This window comes from Planococcus chinensis (genome assembly GCF_042681545.1).
In the GTDB taxonomy this organism is placed as follows: Bacteria; Bacillota; Bacilli; order Bacillales_A; family Planococcaceae; genus Planococcus; species Planococcus chinensis.
The window spans coordinates 211,041-227,474 of the sequence record NZ_JBHUFW010000004.1 but is presented as its reverse complement, the minus strand read 5'-3'; the positions used below and the strand labels follow the sequence as shown (position 1 = coordinate 227,474).

Here is a 16,434-nt window from a genome sequence, read left to right as displayed (position 1 = left end):
TCCAATATTTTGTAGTGTAGTTTCGGTAAAAGCATATGAAATGTTGCCAGGTAGATATTTTATTAATTTACTCATAACCAATAGCGGCTATAGTCAATCTTGATTAAGACATACTTGCATCGGAGGAAGACTACATATAGAAAAATATAGTCGCCGAGGATGTAAGAAAGTGACTTTTTTGGTCGGGCACTAAAACTTGCATAACTACCCATTTCATCCAGATGTTTAAAGTATTATAAAAAGTTTGCTGTTAGCTTGTGTCACTGCCGGTGGTAAACTACCCAATAACGCCGTTTTAAAATTCCCCATTTATCAAGGATAATCGACATATACCACGTTGTAGAGGAGTATGTGTCGATGTTGAAAATGGAGGAATTTTTTATGATACGGGAGTTGCACCAAAAAGGATGGTCATTAACAGCCATTGCCAAAGAGACCGGTTTCGACCGGAAAACCATCCGGAAATACATAAAAGCCGAACAGCTCCCTCGGAGCTGCAAGCGAACAAAACGGCCAAGCAAGTTAGATCCATTTAAACCTTACCTGCTCCCGCGGATCCAAGAAGGCACCACCAATTGTGTGGTGTTACTAGAAGAGATTCGAGCGCAAGGGTTTGAGGGGAAAAGCACCATCCTAAAAGATTTTGTGCAGCCGCACCGGGAACAACCCAAGAAACAGGCGACCCGGCGCTTTGAAACACCGCCCGGCCAGCAGGCACAAATGGATTGGGCAGAAGTCGGCCTCTACGAAGTGGAGGGCTGTCTCCAGAAAGTCTATGCGTTCCTGATGATCCTAGGGTATTCCCGGATGAAATACATCGAATTCACGACCGATATGAAAGCCGAGACCTTGATGAAATGCCACATGAATGCCTTCGCTTATTTCAACGGCATCCCCAATCAAGTTCTCTACGACAACATGAAAACGGTCGTCATCCGGCATACGCCGATAGAAATCCGCTTCAACCGAACCTTCGAAGACTTTCTCGCTTACTACGGGGTGACGCCGAAGGCGTGCAAGCCTTACCGGCCCCAAACGAAAGGGAAAGTGGAACGAACGGTCGATTACATGAAGCGGAACTTCTTTCAACGGCGGCACGAACCGACGCTCGAAGCACTGAACCAGGACATGCGGAAATGGCTGGATAGGACCGCGAACAAGAAAAAGAATGAAACGACCCAGGAACCGCCGGTTCAGCGTTGGGAAAAGGAACAACCCTTTCTCCAAGCATGGGGCACGAAGGAGTTGTTCCCGACCACGCATTGGGAAATCCGCGAAGTCAGCCGGGATTGTTTTATTTCGTATCTCGGCAATAAGTATTCCGTTCCATTCCGGTACGCCGGTCATCAAGTGAAGATCAAGGTGACGCTGGAGAAGCAATTGGAGATCTACGATGAAGTGGAATGCATTGCACAACACCCGATTTTGTCCGGCGAGACACGCGTTCATGTGCGCTTTGAACATTATGAAGGGCTGCAGGAGGCAAAAGAAAAAGAGCAGAAACGAGCGAATCCCATCGGTTTGGCGACCCAGGATTCCACCGTTTCCACTCCTTACGTTGAAGCACGTCCCCTCGCAGCTTACGCCGCCTTAGAAGGAGGTGATTTCGAATGAAATCTATCCTCGAAGAACGGCTGAAAGAACTGAACTGGTCACATACGGCCAGCCAGCTCGATGATTTGGTCGAGAACGCTTCTACCCATAATGTATCATATTTCGACTTTTTACACACGGTCGTTTCGGGAGAATGGGAACACCGGGAATCCACCGAGTTGAACCGCCGGGTTCAACGGGCAAAACTCCCATATACCAAAACCATCCACGATTTCGATTTGGCGTTTCAACCGAGCCTCAACGAGCAACGAGTCAATGAAACCCTTACCTGCCGGTACATTGCGAATGGCGAAAACCGGCTTCTTCTGGGACCGCCAGGTGTCGGGAAAACGCATCTGGCGATCGCGTTTGCGTTAGAAGCCATCACCCAAGGGTACAGCGTGCTGTTCTTAACCGCAGCCGATCTGGTTGCCGAGTGCCATAAGGCAGAAGCGAAAGGCACGGTGCCCCGGCTCATCAAGAAGTGGACACGGCCGGACTTGATTGTCTTGGATGAAGTCGGCTACTTTCCGTTTGATGAGTTCTCGGCGAATATCTTTTTTCAAGTCATCTCGAAGAGATACGAGCACGGCGCGATGATTCTGACCTCGAACAAATCGTTTATTGAATGGGGCAAGGTATTCGGGGATGACGTCTTGGCCACAGCCATTCTCGATCGCCTGCTTCACCATTCGGTAACCTTTAACATCAAAGGCGATTCCTATCGCCTGAAGGAAAAGAAAAAAGCCGGAATTTATCCGGCTGCCCCGACGGCTGATTAGCAAAAATGGGGAATTTTATTCCGGCAATAATGGGGAAAAATAAACCGGCGTTGACAGCTTGAATGCCAAAAAACCGCCTGCAATAAAATTAAGGGTTTCGAGGGCGGTTTCTTAACATTCGTTTTAGATGAAGAAATTTAATTGCATTTTGTAAGATGGCATGATGTTCAATTTTCTAACCTTAAATGAATTGCTTCATCTGCTCATTCACTAATTAAGTATTTGTAAGTTAGCTCTAGATAGGTATATGATTTTCAACTACATATCCATTAGGATTCTGTTTTTGCCATTCCCATGAATCCCTACACATTTCTTTAATACCTCTTTCCGCAACCCATCCTAATTCATTTTTTGCTTTTAATGGATTGGCATAACAAGTAGCAATATCTCCGGATCTTCTATCACTAATTAGGAAAGGAATTTGTTGGCCAGATACCTCTTGAAATGTTGTAACTATTTCGAGTACGCTATAACCCGTTCCAGTCCCTAAATTGTAGGCTTCTACACCGGTCGAGGACATCACTTTTTCTAAAGCTCTTAAATGGCCAAGAGCAAGATCCACTACATGAATATAATCACGTACACCCGTCCCATCCGATGTTGGATAGTCATTTCCAAACACTTGCAGTTCTTTCAATTTACCTACCGCCACTTGTGTGATGTAAGGCATTAAATTGTTTGGAATTCCATTAGGATCTTCACCGATTTTCCCGCTTTTATGAGCACCTATAGGATTAAAATAGCGAAGTAACGCAATACTGAACGAACCGTCCGTTACAAACAAATCTCTTAATATCTCTTCTACCATTAGTTTGGTTCTTCCGTAGGGATTTAATGCACTTAATGGGAAATCTTCTGAAATCGGCACCTGTTCAGGAACTCCGTATACCGTTGCCGAAGAACTGAACACAAGATTTTTCACGCCATATTCCTTCATAACTTCACAAAGTACTAAAGTACCCGTAACGTTATTGTGATAATAATGCAGCGGTTTTGAAACAGATTCCCTAATAGCTTTTAAACCAGCTAAATGGACAACCGCTTCAATTTCTGTGCTTTCAAATACTTTTTCCACAATTTTTCGATTCAACAAGTCGGCCTCATAAAACAAAAAATCTTTCCCTGTTATTTCTTTTATTCGTTGTAAAGATTCGAGTTTACTATTAGAAAAATTATCAAGTACCACAATATCATAACCGGCATTTAGCAATTCTACGCAGGTATGGCTACCGATATAGCCAGCACCTCCAGTGATTAATATCGCCATTGTACAGGGCACTCCTCTCTATATTCCTTCTATCACATCACCTATTTCCCATCAAACGTCCATTATTCACATAACGAAATTCTTCTGCTTTTTCTACGACTTCTTCCTTAATGAATCGATTTTATTCAGACGTTTCCACAGACGGCATTCGGATCTTGATCTCTTATAGATTCTGTCCCTTTCATGCGAAGATAACTGGATATTAAATGAGAATTTTGCTCTCAACATAAATTACATTTTTTGTAGGTGGAAATTATCACGAATAATTGTGTTTTTTTCGTTAAATTTGCTATAGGAATAACATGTGAGCCTGTATATTATACAAGCTTTCCATTTTTTAAAAATGAAAAAACTTATATTCTAATTCAACAAAGAATTTTTATTACAGAAAACTTAATTTTGACTAAAAGTTAAATACCTTTTAAATTTCTAATCATTTTTTCAATTAAGAAATAGTACCCTTTAATAGGGAATCCAAAATCTAAATATCCTCTTAAACTTCCAGCAATCCAAGGTAATTGAATTGCAACTATACTAAGAATTCCTTTAAATGTTTCTTTAAGATTTTTATAAATAGCAATTGACAAGATAAAAAGATAGAAAGAATAGACAATAATAGTAGTCATTAAAAAAAGTAATAATAATTTAAAATCAATTAAACCAATCACTATGATAAGAAATAAATAAAATAAAGTTCCAAGAGGTAATAAGTGAGACATCCTTATTGAGTTTTTATGCGCGTTAGCTGTTTTCATTCTCCAATAACCATATCTAAAGTACTGAACAATTAAGTCATTATATTTATTTCTAGGAAAGTAATTTATAGTTATTTGAGGATTCATTAATATATTTTTTTTAGTTACATTCTTTAATCGACTGTTTAATTCAGTATCTTCATTTACTACCCACTCTTCATTCCATCCTTTAACTGCATTTAAATCTTCTCTCAGCCATGCACCAGGAAAAAGTGTATCAACCTCGACTAACTTATTACTATAACGAAATTGTGCGCCCCCTAAAACCCATTTACTGCTCAGGGCCTTAGCAAAAATTCTCGAATTTTGATCATAACCTTTAGCTATTGTTTTACCTCCGACGTTACAATAATTGGAGGAATTTTCTTTAAGAAGTGTTATAACGTCTATAATATAAGAATTCGACAGTTCACTATGAACATCTAACCTTAAAATATAGGTACCGGAACTTTCTTTTAAACCTAAATTTAATGAAGATGCTATTAATTTTTTTTTATTAGTTAAAATTTTAATTTCCCAAAGGTCTTTTTTACTATTGATTTTTTCTTTAATTTTTTTTAATTTTTCCATTGTTAAATCTTGAGAATTACCATCAATAAAAATAATTTCTATTAGATATTCTTCGGTACTTTGTTTTAGTAAAGAATCAAAGAAATTTTCCAGAAACTTTTCTTCGTTAAAAACCGGAACTAATATACTGATATCAAACATACATGCGAACTCCTTATATTTATTCCCTTATAAAATCCTAGTGAGATAATTTAAATTGGCTTGAAATGGTTCTATTCAATATTATATTTATTATTACAATAATAAATAAAAATTAAATCAGCTATATTCTCTTAAACTTTATTCATATATTCTCAAATTTATCAACTAGTTTAGTTTTAATTTTAGTGGTAGCTCTTTCTAAAAGAGTAGGAGTAGCTAATTTAGTATACATTTTAACCATCGGGTTCATGTAGTCAATAAAAGTTTGAAACTCTCCTTCTTTTTCAGCAATTTCATATGCGGTAAAACTCGCTTGTGATAATTCTGATCTTTTTTCATATATTTTCTTTCTTTTGGCATTTATTTTATCGGATGCTACAACTCTTTTTTGAGGTCTCCATTCATTATTTGAATCTTTCAAATATAGTCTATACGCTAGCCCTTCTCTTCTATGCCGAAAACCACCAGCCTGTGAAGAATAAACTTTATTTATACTTATTTCTTCAAGAAAAATTTTATCACTACTGTCTTGCAATATATTTAATATATCAGTATTTCTTACCGTAATAATATTTGTTCCCCTACTATCATCTGCATACTCTGGAAGCCAAGCATCCCCCACAGTAATATCTGCCGTTTCAGCTAATACATCATCGCAGAATTCACAAGAATTATATTTAAACATTCCTTGACCCCAATTAGTTGTATACAAGTCTTTAGTTGGAGAAGTTAAAATTTCAATTTTGTTTCCTTTTATTCCTTTTACTTCAACACCATAATTATTAGCAGACTTATTTTCTAACTTCTTTCTAAAATCAATGCTTTCTAAATGAGTAGGGTTGATGCCTAGTTGCCATCCTATTGATTTAGCGAAATTTGCACTCTTTAAGTGACCGCATACTAATCCAATAAAGTATTTTATTCTTTCATTAATTATTGGATCTTGTTTAGCTAAAAGTCTTATAGATTTAATAAAGCAAGGAATTCCTATTAGAGCATAGCGTCCGTTATTTTCTCGAATTAGATTAATTACTTGAGATAACTCTATTGGATAATACTTAGATTTCGCCCCTTTAAAAAGTTCATCTTTATTATAAGAAATCTGGTATTCAAAAAGGCTATTATTTTTTGTTTCGCTCGACTTAACATGGATTATTCCATCAACTAACCCACGCTCTAATAATTGAGTAGCGATCCAGTTACCCATACCTCCAGAACTTCCTTTTTCTCTAAAAGAACCTTCTCTAACATATCCAGCATAATTTTTAAGATAAAATCCTGTATATTCGTTATGATTTATGTCTTCTAAATTACCATAAAATTTTCTCCCCAACTCTGTTTCATTATTGGAATTTTCCGAGAACGGACAAACAGCTAAATAATCATGACTAGTATCTTCCTTAGATGAAAGTAATACCGGTTTATATTTACCTTTTTTATCCAACTGCATTTTTAATGGAGAATTTTCTAAAGAAGCACAAACTCCACATCCAATACAAAAATCTTTAGAAACGACTGTTTCTAATAATTCCTTTAAATTACTATTCAAGGTGAACACGGCCTTTCGTAACTTTATTATATATTTTTTTAAATTGGTGACTTACATTTTTTATAATATTTTTTTCATATTCATTCATACCTAAAAACCAACTTACAAAAAAATGTATTAATGAAAAAACAAGAACATTAACAAAAAAGAAAATAACACTGTCATTTGGCAAAATATTTTTATTAATAACTCCAATTGTAAAAGACATTAATATTGATGGAAAAAATTTCAATATCCCTTTCCAAAATACTACAATGTTTATTCCTATTTTAAAATGATAATACAAATTCATAATTATAGTATTCCCAATTATTAGAGACACTGCAGTAGCGCTAGCAGCCCCCATAATTCCAAACTCTTTTATTAAAGGAATAGTAATTATAATATTAAGTATTGAAATAAATAATAAATTCATCGATCTGAATTTCTGTAAATTTTTAGCATACAAAATTGATATACCAAAATTTTGGATTAAAGGGACAATCAATGCAGACATAATTATTAAAACAATATAAAAAGCTTCTTTATAACCTTCTCCTGCCCAAATATTAATAAAATATTGACCATATAGAGCAAATCCAATTAATATGTAAGACAATATAATAAACTGAAGGCGACCATATCGAAGCATTAATTTAGTGAGCTCTTTGTTACTCGTATTTTTGGCTACTAACATTGACACTTTCGGAAGGAACAGGCCGCTGATTGAAGTAGAAAATTGCATATATAAGCTAATAAATTGCATTGCAATTGCATATACAGCAACCGGAACTGTTCCAGCCATTATTCCTAAAATAAATTGATCAGTATTCCAGTATATTTGATCAACTACTATTCCTAAAAAAACAAAAAATGAGTATCCCAAAATTTCTTTTAGATAACTAAACTCGATTTTCCCAAAAATAAATTTTATTTTAAGATATTTAAAAGCATATAAAACATTAAAAAGTAAAACTATTAAATTCACCGTTGTAGTAACCAATACCATAGTTATTATTCCATATCCAAAAAACAAAAGAGGTAAAATGATGAGAGGTGTTAATATTAACCTCAAAATGCCCAATACTTTTAAAAACACAAATTTTTCATAGGCTTGAATAATAGATCCGAAAATTGCCAGTGGAAATGAGAAAGCAAAATTAATTACTAATATTATAATCATTATTTTTGCTTTTTTTATTTCATGCAAAGTTAACGCATTATTAAATATACTTTCAAAGTAGCTTAAAAGTAGTAAACCAAAGATAATAACAACTAAACTTATTAATAAATATAAAACTAAAAAAAGAGCATTTAATTTTGCTTCTTTATTTTTATCTCCTATTACTCTGTTTCCTGATACATATCTTACTACTGCATTTCCTATCCCCATATCCATTACATTAAAATATGCAGCAAAAGATCCTATAAGAGCATATAGTCCATATTCAGTTTGCCCAATTAATCGAATCATTATCGGTGTATATAATAAAGCAATTATGATTGTAATTGCTAAAGTTAAGTAGGATAAACTAGCTCCCACTTTTAATTGATTCATAATTACAACTTCTTTCATTTGCATTTTGCATTGGTTTTTCACTTTACCTTTAGAACATCATTAATCCCAATTATTACCTTTCATCATAATTGAATGAGCACGTATTGTAAGAGAACTATAATATAAAAAACTTCAATATTAATATAGGTTATTTTTAGATTTGTTAACCTTTTTATTAATATTTTTATTTCAAATAGTAGTCTAAATAATTATGTGCTTTAGCTCTTTCTTTACTTAAAATAATTTTTAAATGAGAAAAATCTAAGTCTATAATCTCGCTATTTACATCTTTAACATTTCCTTTTCTTGTTTCTAATTTAAATGTTGATAATAAGGTATCAATTCTAGAATTCATTGATGGTAAATTTCCTTCTCTCTCATAGACTAAGAAAGGTGTTTCAAACAAAATGGAAAAAACAGCTCCATGAAAAGAATCGGTAAAAAAGATAGAAGCGGAATTAATATAATCTAAGAATTCGCTTGGACCAGTTGAATAATACTTTTTTTCTTTAATATTTGCTAAATTCACTATTTCCAAATCATGTAACTTTGCAGTTTCTATAATTGTCCTCGCTGTCTCGGAAGATATTTCACTTAAAAAATATGTTAACAAATATTTACCATCGGGTTTATTAATATGAGGTTTTTTAATTTTTAACCATTCTTCTTTAGTCAATAATAAAGTAGGATCTATTAATACTTCTGCATCTCTCCCAGTAAGTTCTTTAATTAACTTTGCTCCTTCTATTTCCCTCACCGAAATTCCACTCATTTCAGACAACCATTTTTTATACCTCTCTACATAAGTTATAGGAATTTTCGTTATTCCAAAGCTTGGTGCATATGCAATTCTCTTTTCTTTAGGTGCAAAAGTTAAAAAGTCTAATGAGGAGCCAAATCTGAAAACTGGATTCCAAACTTGATCACTACCGGTAACAAAAAAATCATATTCCTCTGAGAAGTTTCTGGGAATGTCATTAATTGCAATCTGAAAATCTGATTCCGTTATATGTTTTGTTGAAAATTCTTTAAACATTAAAGATCTTTCTTCATTCGCATTCTTTCCGTAAATTGTGTATATAAAATGTAGATGTAGTTTTCCAAATATATCTTTTGAAAATATTTTCTTTAAATAATAACTTACTAACGAATTTTTACTTTCAATAAATTTGAGTTTTTTATGATCTGTGTTGTTTTTTATTGTTTCAACTTTAAATCCTTTTTTTTCAAGTATTTCTTGTAAAGCGTAATTCTGTAATCTATTACCATAATTAAAATATCCATTTAAAGTTAAAATAGCAATTTTTCTCATCTCTTCAACTTGCCTTCTTTCTTATACCAATCAAATTTAGATTTTGATTGTTTAAGTTATAATTTTTAATTTTCCAAGCAAAATAAATTATGTTAGAGTTTTTTCTTAATAAATAATATAAAATACGGGTATTCCATTTTTTTAGCTGTTTAGGATCTATATTAGTTATTTCTCTAAACAATACTGTATCCTTATCTGTTTTTGAATCCTTACTTTGCATTAATAAACTTAGAATTAAATAAAAATAACTTTGATGAAATTTATCTTGCCTAATTTCATTATGATTATAAATCAATGTCAATATTTTTTTATAAGCTTTTATAGCACTTAATTTTTTTGAACTATATTTTAAAGAAGTATTTTCACCGTGTATCAAGTATTTATAATACTTATTTTTATCATACATAATTACATCGGCCCTCAAAAAAGCTTCCGTACAAAACAACATATCTTCACAAGTATGGATACTTTCATCAAAAGTAATTTTTTTCTTACCTTTTATTAATTTAGAAGAAAATAGTTTATTACAAACGTACCCTTGATATTCATATACATTTAACATATTATTAATCGCTTCTACTGAATCCATCTTTATTATATTTCTGTTCAAATAATTTTCTTCTTTTCTTTCGAAATTCTTTTTCTGTTCAATACCGCATATTAGAACATCTTTTTTGGTTCTATTATGAAGATTCATCATTTCCTCAATCATTTTTTCTTCTATAATGTCATCTGCATCTATAAACCCAATATATTTCCCTTTAGCTAAAGTTAGACCAACATTTCTAGCTGAAGAAACTCCTCCATTTTCTTTTTCAATATAAGTTATTCTTTTATCCCTTTTTGCAAAACTTAAGCATATAGATTTACTATTATCAAAAGATCCATCATTAACTAATATTATTTCTATATCATAGTAACTTTGCTTAATAACGCTATTGAGACATCTTTCAATATATCTTTCTGAATTATAAACAGGGATAATGAGAGAAACTAACATGTATATCTCCTTAAAAATTATATATTTTAATTAATTTTTACAATTTCTTTGTACTTTCCTATAGATTCCTTGGTTATTTTTCCCCACTCGTACATTGTCGATAAATTTCTAGCTTCAGCCCCTTTACAAAACAATTGTTTCTCACTATTTAATAATGCGATTAGCGCACTTTCAATGCTTTTCGAATTAGATTGAGCAACCCAGCCTGCATTAAAGTTTAAAATTTCTTTACCCATATTCGTTGCTTCTGTTACTAGACATGGCAGCCCATATGATAATGCTTCTATTAGTGCAACTGGATGACCTTCAGATCTAGAAGTTAATATAAAAAAATCACTGTCTAATAATTTTTGTTCTTTTTCTTTATCATATATTGCATCGTAAACTTTAACTGTTTCTTCTAACTTATATTTTTTAATTAAGCTTTCTAATTTAATATTTGAATTATTGTCATCACTACCATAAATTTCTATTTTTAACTTGTGAAATTTAGGATGGCTTTTTATGTTACTACAAGCTTCTAGAAGTAAGTCTAAACCTTTATAATATATTGACTTTCTACCTATATAAACGCCAGTGAAAACATGATCGTTAAATTCCGCTTTTTTAAAATTTGGAATAAAGCAACCATTTGGTATTATAATATATTTTTCATTCCACTTGTTTTTTGAAGTTTCAAGTTCTCCATGTGTTAAATATTGAATTGCACTAGCTTTTTCTATAAATTCATTAAAAATAAAGTTTAAAGCAAGGAATTTTTTAAGAAACTTTTTTTCTCTAGACGTTTTAGTCAAACACCCATGTGGAACTATTATATATGGTATTTTTAAATGATTTAAAATTTTACCTATCCTAATAAATTTGTAATAGTACACCTCATGAAATACAACTAAATCTGGATGTCTAAATATTGGTGGTAATGTAGAGAAGGTATTTTCATCAAAATTTTTTAAGTACTTATATATTTCTGTACACCCGTTCGGTGGAATATAATTTTCACTAATATTACACCAATAGACATCTTCAATTTTTGATTGGTTTATTATATGGAGAGGAACAATATTTGCAACTCCACTTGCTTTATCATTTGCCAAAGAAGTAAAATGAACAATTTTCATATATGCACCTATTTCATTAAATTATAAAAAATTTCAAACTACTTAAATTACCCCTTGAACTTGCTATCAAAAGCATTATTAAAGAAATTAATATTAAAAAAAATTTATAGTATAATTTATTTTTCCCTGAAAATTTTTTTGTGTTTAAAGTATAAATAAATAAAGGAATAGAAAGCATTATGTTAAAAATCACCATTCTGTGGAATGTATTGTATTCCACCATCACTACTATGCATATAACACTGATCAGCACAGAAAATCTATAAATATTTATAACGTTATCTGTAATTTTAGATTTTCGATTTATACCAAACATTATTATTTGAGTTAAAGTAATAGTAAATAATGAAAGAACCCCCAATAAATATTCCCAAAAGTAGCTATATCGGTTTGTTCTAAAATAATCTTGTGCTTTTAATATCATTGAATCAATATATATGTTTCCAAATAAATATAAAGTAAGTACAAATAAAAAACTTAATAAGATAGAAAGAAGCCTATTTATTGTATGTTTTTCTCTTTGAAGGATAATAAATAAAAAACGTAATAATACTATAAATAATGCTATCGGATGAATTAAAGAAGCTATAAAATACCAAACTAAATTTTTAATAATTAACTTCTTTTCTTCTATTTCTTTATAAAAACAAATGGCTACTATTGAAAAGGCAAGCACAGTTCTAATTCCACTTATTGCTTCAATAAAAAATCCCGTAGACATTGTAAAGAATAAAACCAAAGCTGTATTTCCGGAATTAATACTATATTTCTGAGCTGCCTTTTTGATAATATAAAATATATTTGTAAAAACGATAAAAGCGGTAATTGCTGGCAATAACGATGCTACTCCTGTTTTTCCAATTAAATGCAAATAGATCAGAGCAAATGCTGTGTTACTTTCAATTGATAAATCAATAATTTCTTTGAAATTATAAGAAGCGTAAAGGTTCATTATAGGAATAATTCTATACAAATCTGAACCTGGGTTTGGAGTAAAAAAGAACCCCATTAAAGATAATAAAAATGTATAGACTAATAAAATTTTTCCCAAATTTTTATTTTGAGAGCTATATATCATTAAATAAACGCTAAAGAGTATAAAAGAGTATATTAATACTCCAAATAATCTTTCTGACAGAAACATTAATTATCCTACTTTCTGTTAAGAATCCCTTTTAATTACTCTTTTTCTGAAAATATTATTTATAATCGAATTTTTATTCCTCACCCTGCTAAATACTAATGCAAAGGAAAGTTACCCTTGAAATTCTCAGATAAAAATATACTTTCTTCAAAACTGATGGTTTTAAATTGAAAATTAGGAATGACACAATCATTATTACTATAGAAAACATTTCCAAACATTTTTCTAGTAATAATAAAGTTATTACCAAAATATTTTATAAAGATTCCTAACAAGTATGAACTATATATTTTTCTATTATTGTTTAAAGCTATCTCACTAACCATTTTTAAAGTATCAATATCTTCTGGGTTTTTAACTAAAAATAACCCTGAAATCTTATTTTTTATTAAGTGAGCAACAATATCAGAGAGATGATCTATATATATAAAACTTCTTTTATTCTTTATTCTCGGAAACACAAATGTTTTTTTCGCCAATTTGCTAAGTGCTTTATAATTTCCTGGACACTCATAACCATAAATCATAGGAATTCTTAATATAGAAACATTAAATTCTGAAGACTGCAGGCTATTTAAAAGCTGTTCAGCTTCTAACTTGCTTTTTCCATAATTAGATGTAGGTTTAGGGATTGTATCTTTAGAAATAATTGTTTCTTCACCGATCTTTCCTATTAGACCGTAAATTGCCATTGTACTCAAAAATACAAAGGTTTTAACACCTTCATCTTTTGCCTTTACTGCCAAATCATGTGTTAAATCTCTATTAATTTTATAATATAAATCCTTACTCTCTGTAGTTTCTTTTTTATGAACAATTGCAGCTACATGATAAATAGCATCATAAACAGAGAAATCTACTTGTTTCCAATTGTTATTTCTGACTGAAATAAATTCTATGTCCCAATTCATGTTTAGTTCAGTTATGCGTTTTTCCAATTGAGTTCCAGCATAGCTATTTTCACCAGTTATCAAGACTTTCATTTAAGACACCTCTCGTTTTCCCTCTCTAACTCCATCACTTCTTAAAACACTGAAAACCGTCTTAAAGAAAATCTCGGTGTCCAATAGTGGGTTCTTCTTCTTAACATACTCCCCATCAATTTTAGCTTTCACTTCAATCGGCAATTCATCGCGCCCACTGATCTGTGCAAGCCCCGTCAAACCTGGCAACACATCATTCGCCTTGTACTTATCACGTTCAGCAATAAGATCTTCCTGGTTCCATAGCGCTGGGCGAGGACCAATCAAACTCATATCCCCTTTAAGGATATTCATCAATTGCGGTAGCTCATCCAAGCTTGTTTTGCGCAAGAACTGCCCGGTTTTTGTAATATATAAATCCGGTTTATCAAGCAAATGCGTCGGCATGTCGCTTGGGGCATCTATTTTCATCGTTCTAAATTTCAAGATATCAAACTCTTTCTTATCTTTGCCTATTCTTCTCTGTTTGAAGAAGACAGGTCCAGGAGACTCTAGTTTGATGAGCAGCGACAAGATCAGTAAAACTACCGATAAGATAATCAATGTTATAAGTGAAATGGTGAAATCGATAATTCGTTTAGCCACTGAGAACATCTTCGGTTCTCCCTTCTCATAGTTAATTAATATAGAAGAAACTACATACTAACTTGAAGTGTTTTTTCTCCAACGTTCTTCCGATTTGCCAAAGCTAATAAAACTTTCTTGATTTCCTCGTTTGGCATCTCAGGTAGCTTTTCTAGTGTATAGAACAACTCCAACTCACTGATTGGATTGGCTTTCCCGATATAAATCTTAGGAAATACCTGCTCCGCTTGGATCTCATCTTCATTCAGTAATTCTTCAAACAACTTCTCTCCAGGACGGATGCCCGAGTATTTAATTTCGATATCATCTTCTGAGTAACCGGAAAGTCGAATTAGATTTTTCGCTAGGTCGACAATTTTAACGGGTTCGCCCATATCCAAGACAAATACTTCTCCACCTTGAGCAAGGGAGCCAGCTTGAATTACTAACCGCGAAGCTTCAGGAATTGTCATGAAATAACGGGTCATTTCTGGATCGGTTACTGTAATCGGTCCACCTACTGCAATCTGTCCCTTAAATAAAGGGATAACAGATCCGCGCGAACCAAGGACATTGCCAAAACGGACAGCGACAAATTTCGTGTCACTGCGCTTCGCCAAGTTCTGGACGATCATCTCAGCGAAGCGTTTAGATGCCCCCATGACGTTCGGCGGGTTGACTGCCTTGTCTGTTGATACCAAGACGAAGTTCTTTACGCCCGAGATATGTGCAGCATTTGCAACGTTCTTTGTGCCGTGGATGTTATTTTTGACAGCTTCAGTCGGGTTGATTTCCATGAGTGGTACGTGTTTGTGCGCCGCTGCGTGGTAGACAACGTCCGGCCTGTGTTCATTCATGACGTCCATGATGCGGTCGTAGTCCTGGACGTCCGCAATAATTGGGATGAGTTCGGTGCCTTCTGCGACTGTTTTGCGCAGTTCCATGTCGATCGTATAAATCGAGTTTTCTCCATGTCCGAGAAGCAGGAGCTTTTTCGGGCCGAAGCGCATAATTTGGCGAGAGATTTCTGAACCGATCGAACCGCCAGCGCCGGTGACGAGGACTATCTTGCCAGTCAGCTGGTCTTTTATTTTATTCATATCGAGTTGCACTTCGTCGCGCCCGAGGAGGTCTTCAATCTTGACGTCCTGGATATCGCTGACGGAGAGCTTGCCGGTCATGATGTCTTCGATGAGCGGGATGGTCTGTGTACGGACGCCGAGGTCCATGCACGCCTGGATAAGTTCCGCCGTGCGCACTTTCGTGAGTGACGGGATGGCGATGATGATGTTTTCGATGCGGTGCTCTTTGACGAGTTCCGCGATGTCCTCTGTGCTGCCGTGCACACGGATGCCGTGAATCTCAAGGCCGCGCTTATGGCGGTCATCATCGATGAAGGCAACCGGAAGCAACCCGCGGTCTGCGTTATGCAGAAGCTGACGCGCAACAAGTGTGCCGGCCTGCCCCGCTCCGATGATCATCGTGCGTTTCTGCTCCGGCGCTTTTTTGCCAGTGATCGTGTCGCGGAACAACCGCCACGACAGACGTGATCCGCCGATGAGCAACAGGTGCAGCATCCAGGTAATCGCGAGTGCACGGAACAGCACGTCGCCGAATACTAAGAACTGCACGATGCCGAGTGTGAACACCGAGAACGAGACTGCTTTGAAAATGGAGGTCAATTCGCCGATGGAGGCGTATTCCCAGACTCTCCGGTACAAGCCGTAGTAAAGCGAGAATGCATGGTGTGCAATGAAGATAACAGTGGCGCACACCAGGAGAAACTTGCTCTCGAACGGATTGGTCCACGGATGGAGGATGAAATAGCCGATGAAGATGGAGAAGAAGACGATCAGCGAATCGACCCCGAATAATAAGGATATGCGCTTTCTAAGAGACAAAGGGGTCATTCCTTTCCGGGGATATAAGGTCTTTTGTCATAGGACAATTGACTATTACACCTATTTTAACATACTAATATATGGCAAAGATAGACTTTTTTCCACAAAAAAATACTTTTTATGTATGTTTTAGACAGTGAAGGACTTACTGTGCAGGGAATCATCACAAAAACCATGAATAAGACCTAGTATTCTTGTATAACAATAATGAATTCAAT

At 34.0% G+C, this 16,434-nt stretch carries 13 protein-coding genes; 2 read left to right on the top strand and 11 right to left on the bottom strand.

Features of this window, described 5'->3' with window-relative positions:
* Nucleotides 1–357: 357 nt before the first annotated feature.
* Together istA and istB are read left to right on the top strand one after the other, a co-directional pair.
* The gene (istA, locus tag ACFSDB_RS03505) at nucleotides 358–1,614 is read left to right on the top strand and encodes an IS21 family transposase (RefSeq protein ID WP_377339140.1); all 1,257 of its coding nucleotides are present in this window, start codon (nucleotides 358–360) and stop codon (nucleotides 1,612–1,614) included.
* Entirely contained in the window at nucleotides 1,611–2,375 is a 765-nt protein-coding gene (gene istB / locus ACFSDB_RS03500) for an IS21-like element helper ATPase IstB (RefSeq protein WP_204890969.1), read from the top strand. Before istA ends, istB begins: the two co-directional genes overlap by 4 nt.
* A gap of 235 nt (nucleotides 2,376–2,610) precedes the next feature.
* On the opposite strand, the gene galE is transcribed toward istB, so the two are convergent.
* From galE to ACFSDB_RS03445, 11 genes are all read right to left on the bottom strand, one after another.
* Nucleotides 2,611–3,642: a UDP-glucose 4-epimerase GalE gene (galE, locus tag ACFSDB_RS03495; RefSeq protein WP_204890970.1), complete on the bottom strand. Its 1,032-nt coding sequence runs from the start codon at nucleotides 3,640–3,642 to the stop codon at nucleotides 2,611–2,613.
* 410 nt (nucleotides 3,643–4,052) lie between these two features.
* Nucleotides 4,053–5,108, bottom strand: a complete 1,056-nt coding sequence (locus ACFSDB_RS03490) for a glycosyltransferase (RefSeq protein WP_204890971.1) — start codon at nucleotides 5,106–5,108, stop codon at nucleotides 4,053–4,055.
* Between the two features lie 142 nt (nucleotides 5,109–5,250).
* Entirely contained in the window at nucleotides 5,251–6,657 is a 1,407-nt protein-coding gene (locus ACFSDB_RS03485) for a Coenzyme F420 hydrogenase/dehydrogenase, beta subunit C-terminal domain (protein ID WP_204890972.1), read from the bottom strand.
* Nucleotides 6,650–8,194, bottom strand: coding sequence for an oligosaccharide flippase family protein (locus ACFSDB_RS03480; protein WP_204890973.1), 1,545 nt, complete (start codon nucleotides 8,192–8,194; stop codon nucleotides 6,650–6,652). Before ACFSDB_RS03480 ends, ACFSDB_RS03485 begins: the two co-directional genes overlap by 8 nt.
* Before the next feature lie 184 nt (nucleotides 8,195–8,378).
* Nucleotides 8,379–9,506, bottom strand: a complete 1,128-nt coding sequence (locus ACFSDB_RS03475; RefSeq protein ID WP_204890974.1) for a polysaccharide pyruvyl transferase family protein — start codon at nucleotides 9,504–9,506, stop codon at nucleotides 8,379–8,381.
* Between the two features lie 4 nt (nucleotides 9,507–9,510).
* Nucleotides 9,511–10,506, bottom strand: coding sequence for a glycosyltransferase family 2 protein (locus tag ACFSDB_RS03470; RefSeq protein WP_204890975.1), 996 nt, complete (start codon nucleotides 10,504–10,506; stop codon nucleotides 9,511–9,513).
* Nucleotides 10,507–10,532: 26 nt separating this feature from the next.
* The gene (locus ACFSDB_RS03465; RefSeq protein WP_204890976.1) at nucleotides 10,533–11,624 is read right to left on the bottom strand and encodes a glycosyltransferase; all 1,092 of its coding nucleotides are present in this window, start codon (nucleotides 11,622–11,624) and stop codon (nucleotides 10,533–10,535) included.
* Between the two features lie 16 nt (nucleotides 11,625–11,640).
* Nucleotides 11,641–12,768 carry an EpsG family protein gene (locus tag ACFSDB_RS03460; RefSeq protein WP_204890977.1) on the bottom strand — a complete coding sequence of 376 codons (1,128 nt, stop codon included), beginning with the start codon at nucleotides 12,766–12,768 and terminating at the stop codon, nucleotides 11,641–11,643.
* A 95-nt stretch (nucleotides 12,769–12,863) separates the two neighbouring features.
* Nucleotides 12,864–13,751 (bottom strand): NAD-dependent epimerase/dehydratase family protein, encoded by an 888-nt coding sequence (locus ACFSDB_RS03455; RefSeq protein ID WP_204890978.1) that lies wholly within the window; start codon nucleotides 13,749–13,751, stop codon nucleotides 12,864–12,866.
* A complete protein-coding gene (locus ACFSDB_RS03450) occupies nucleotides 13,752–14,345 on the bottom strand; it encodes a sugar transferase (RefSeq protein WP_204890979.1) in 594 nt (197 codons plus the stop codon). It abuts the gene before it with no gap.
* A gap of 41 nt (nucleotides 14,346–14,386) precedes the next feature.
* Nucleotides 14,387–16,216 carry a polysaccharide biosynthesis protein gene (locus ACFSDB_RS03445; protein WP_204890980.1) on the bottom strand — a complete coding sequence of 610 codons (1,830 nt, stop codon included), beginning with the start codon at nucleotides 16,214–16,216 and terminating at the stop codon, nucleotides 14,387–14,389.
* Nucleotides 16,217–16,434 lie beyond the last annotated feature (218 nt).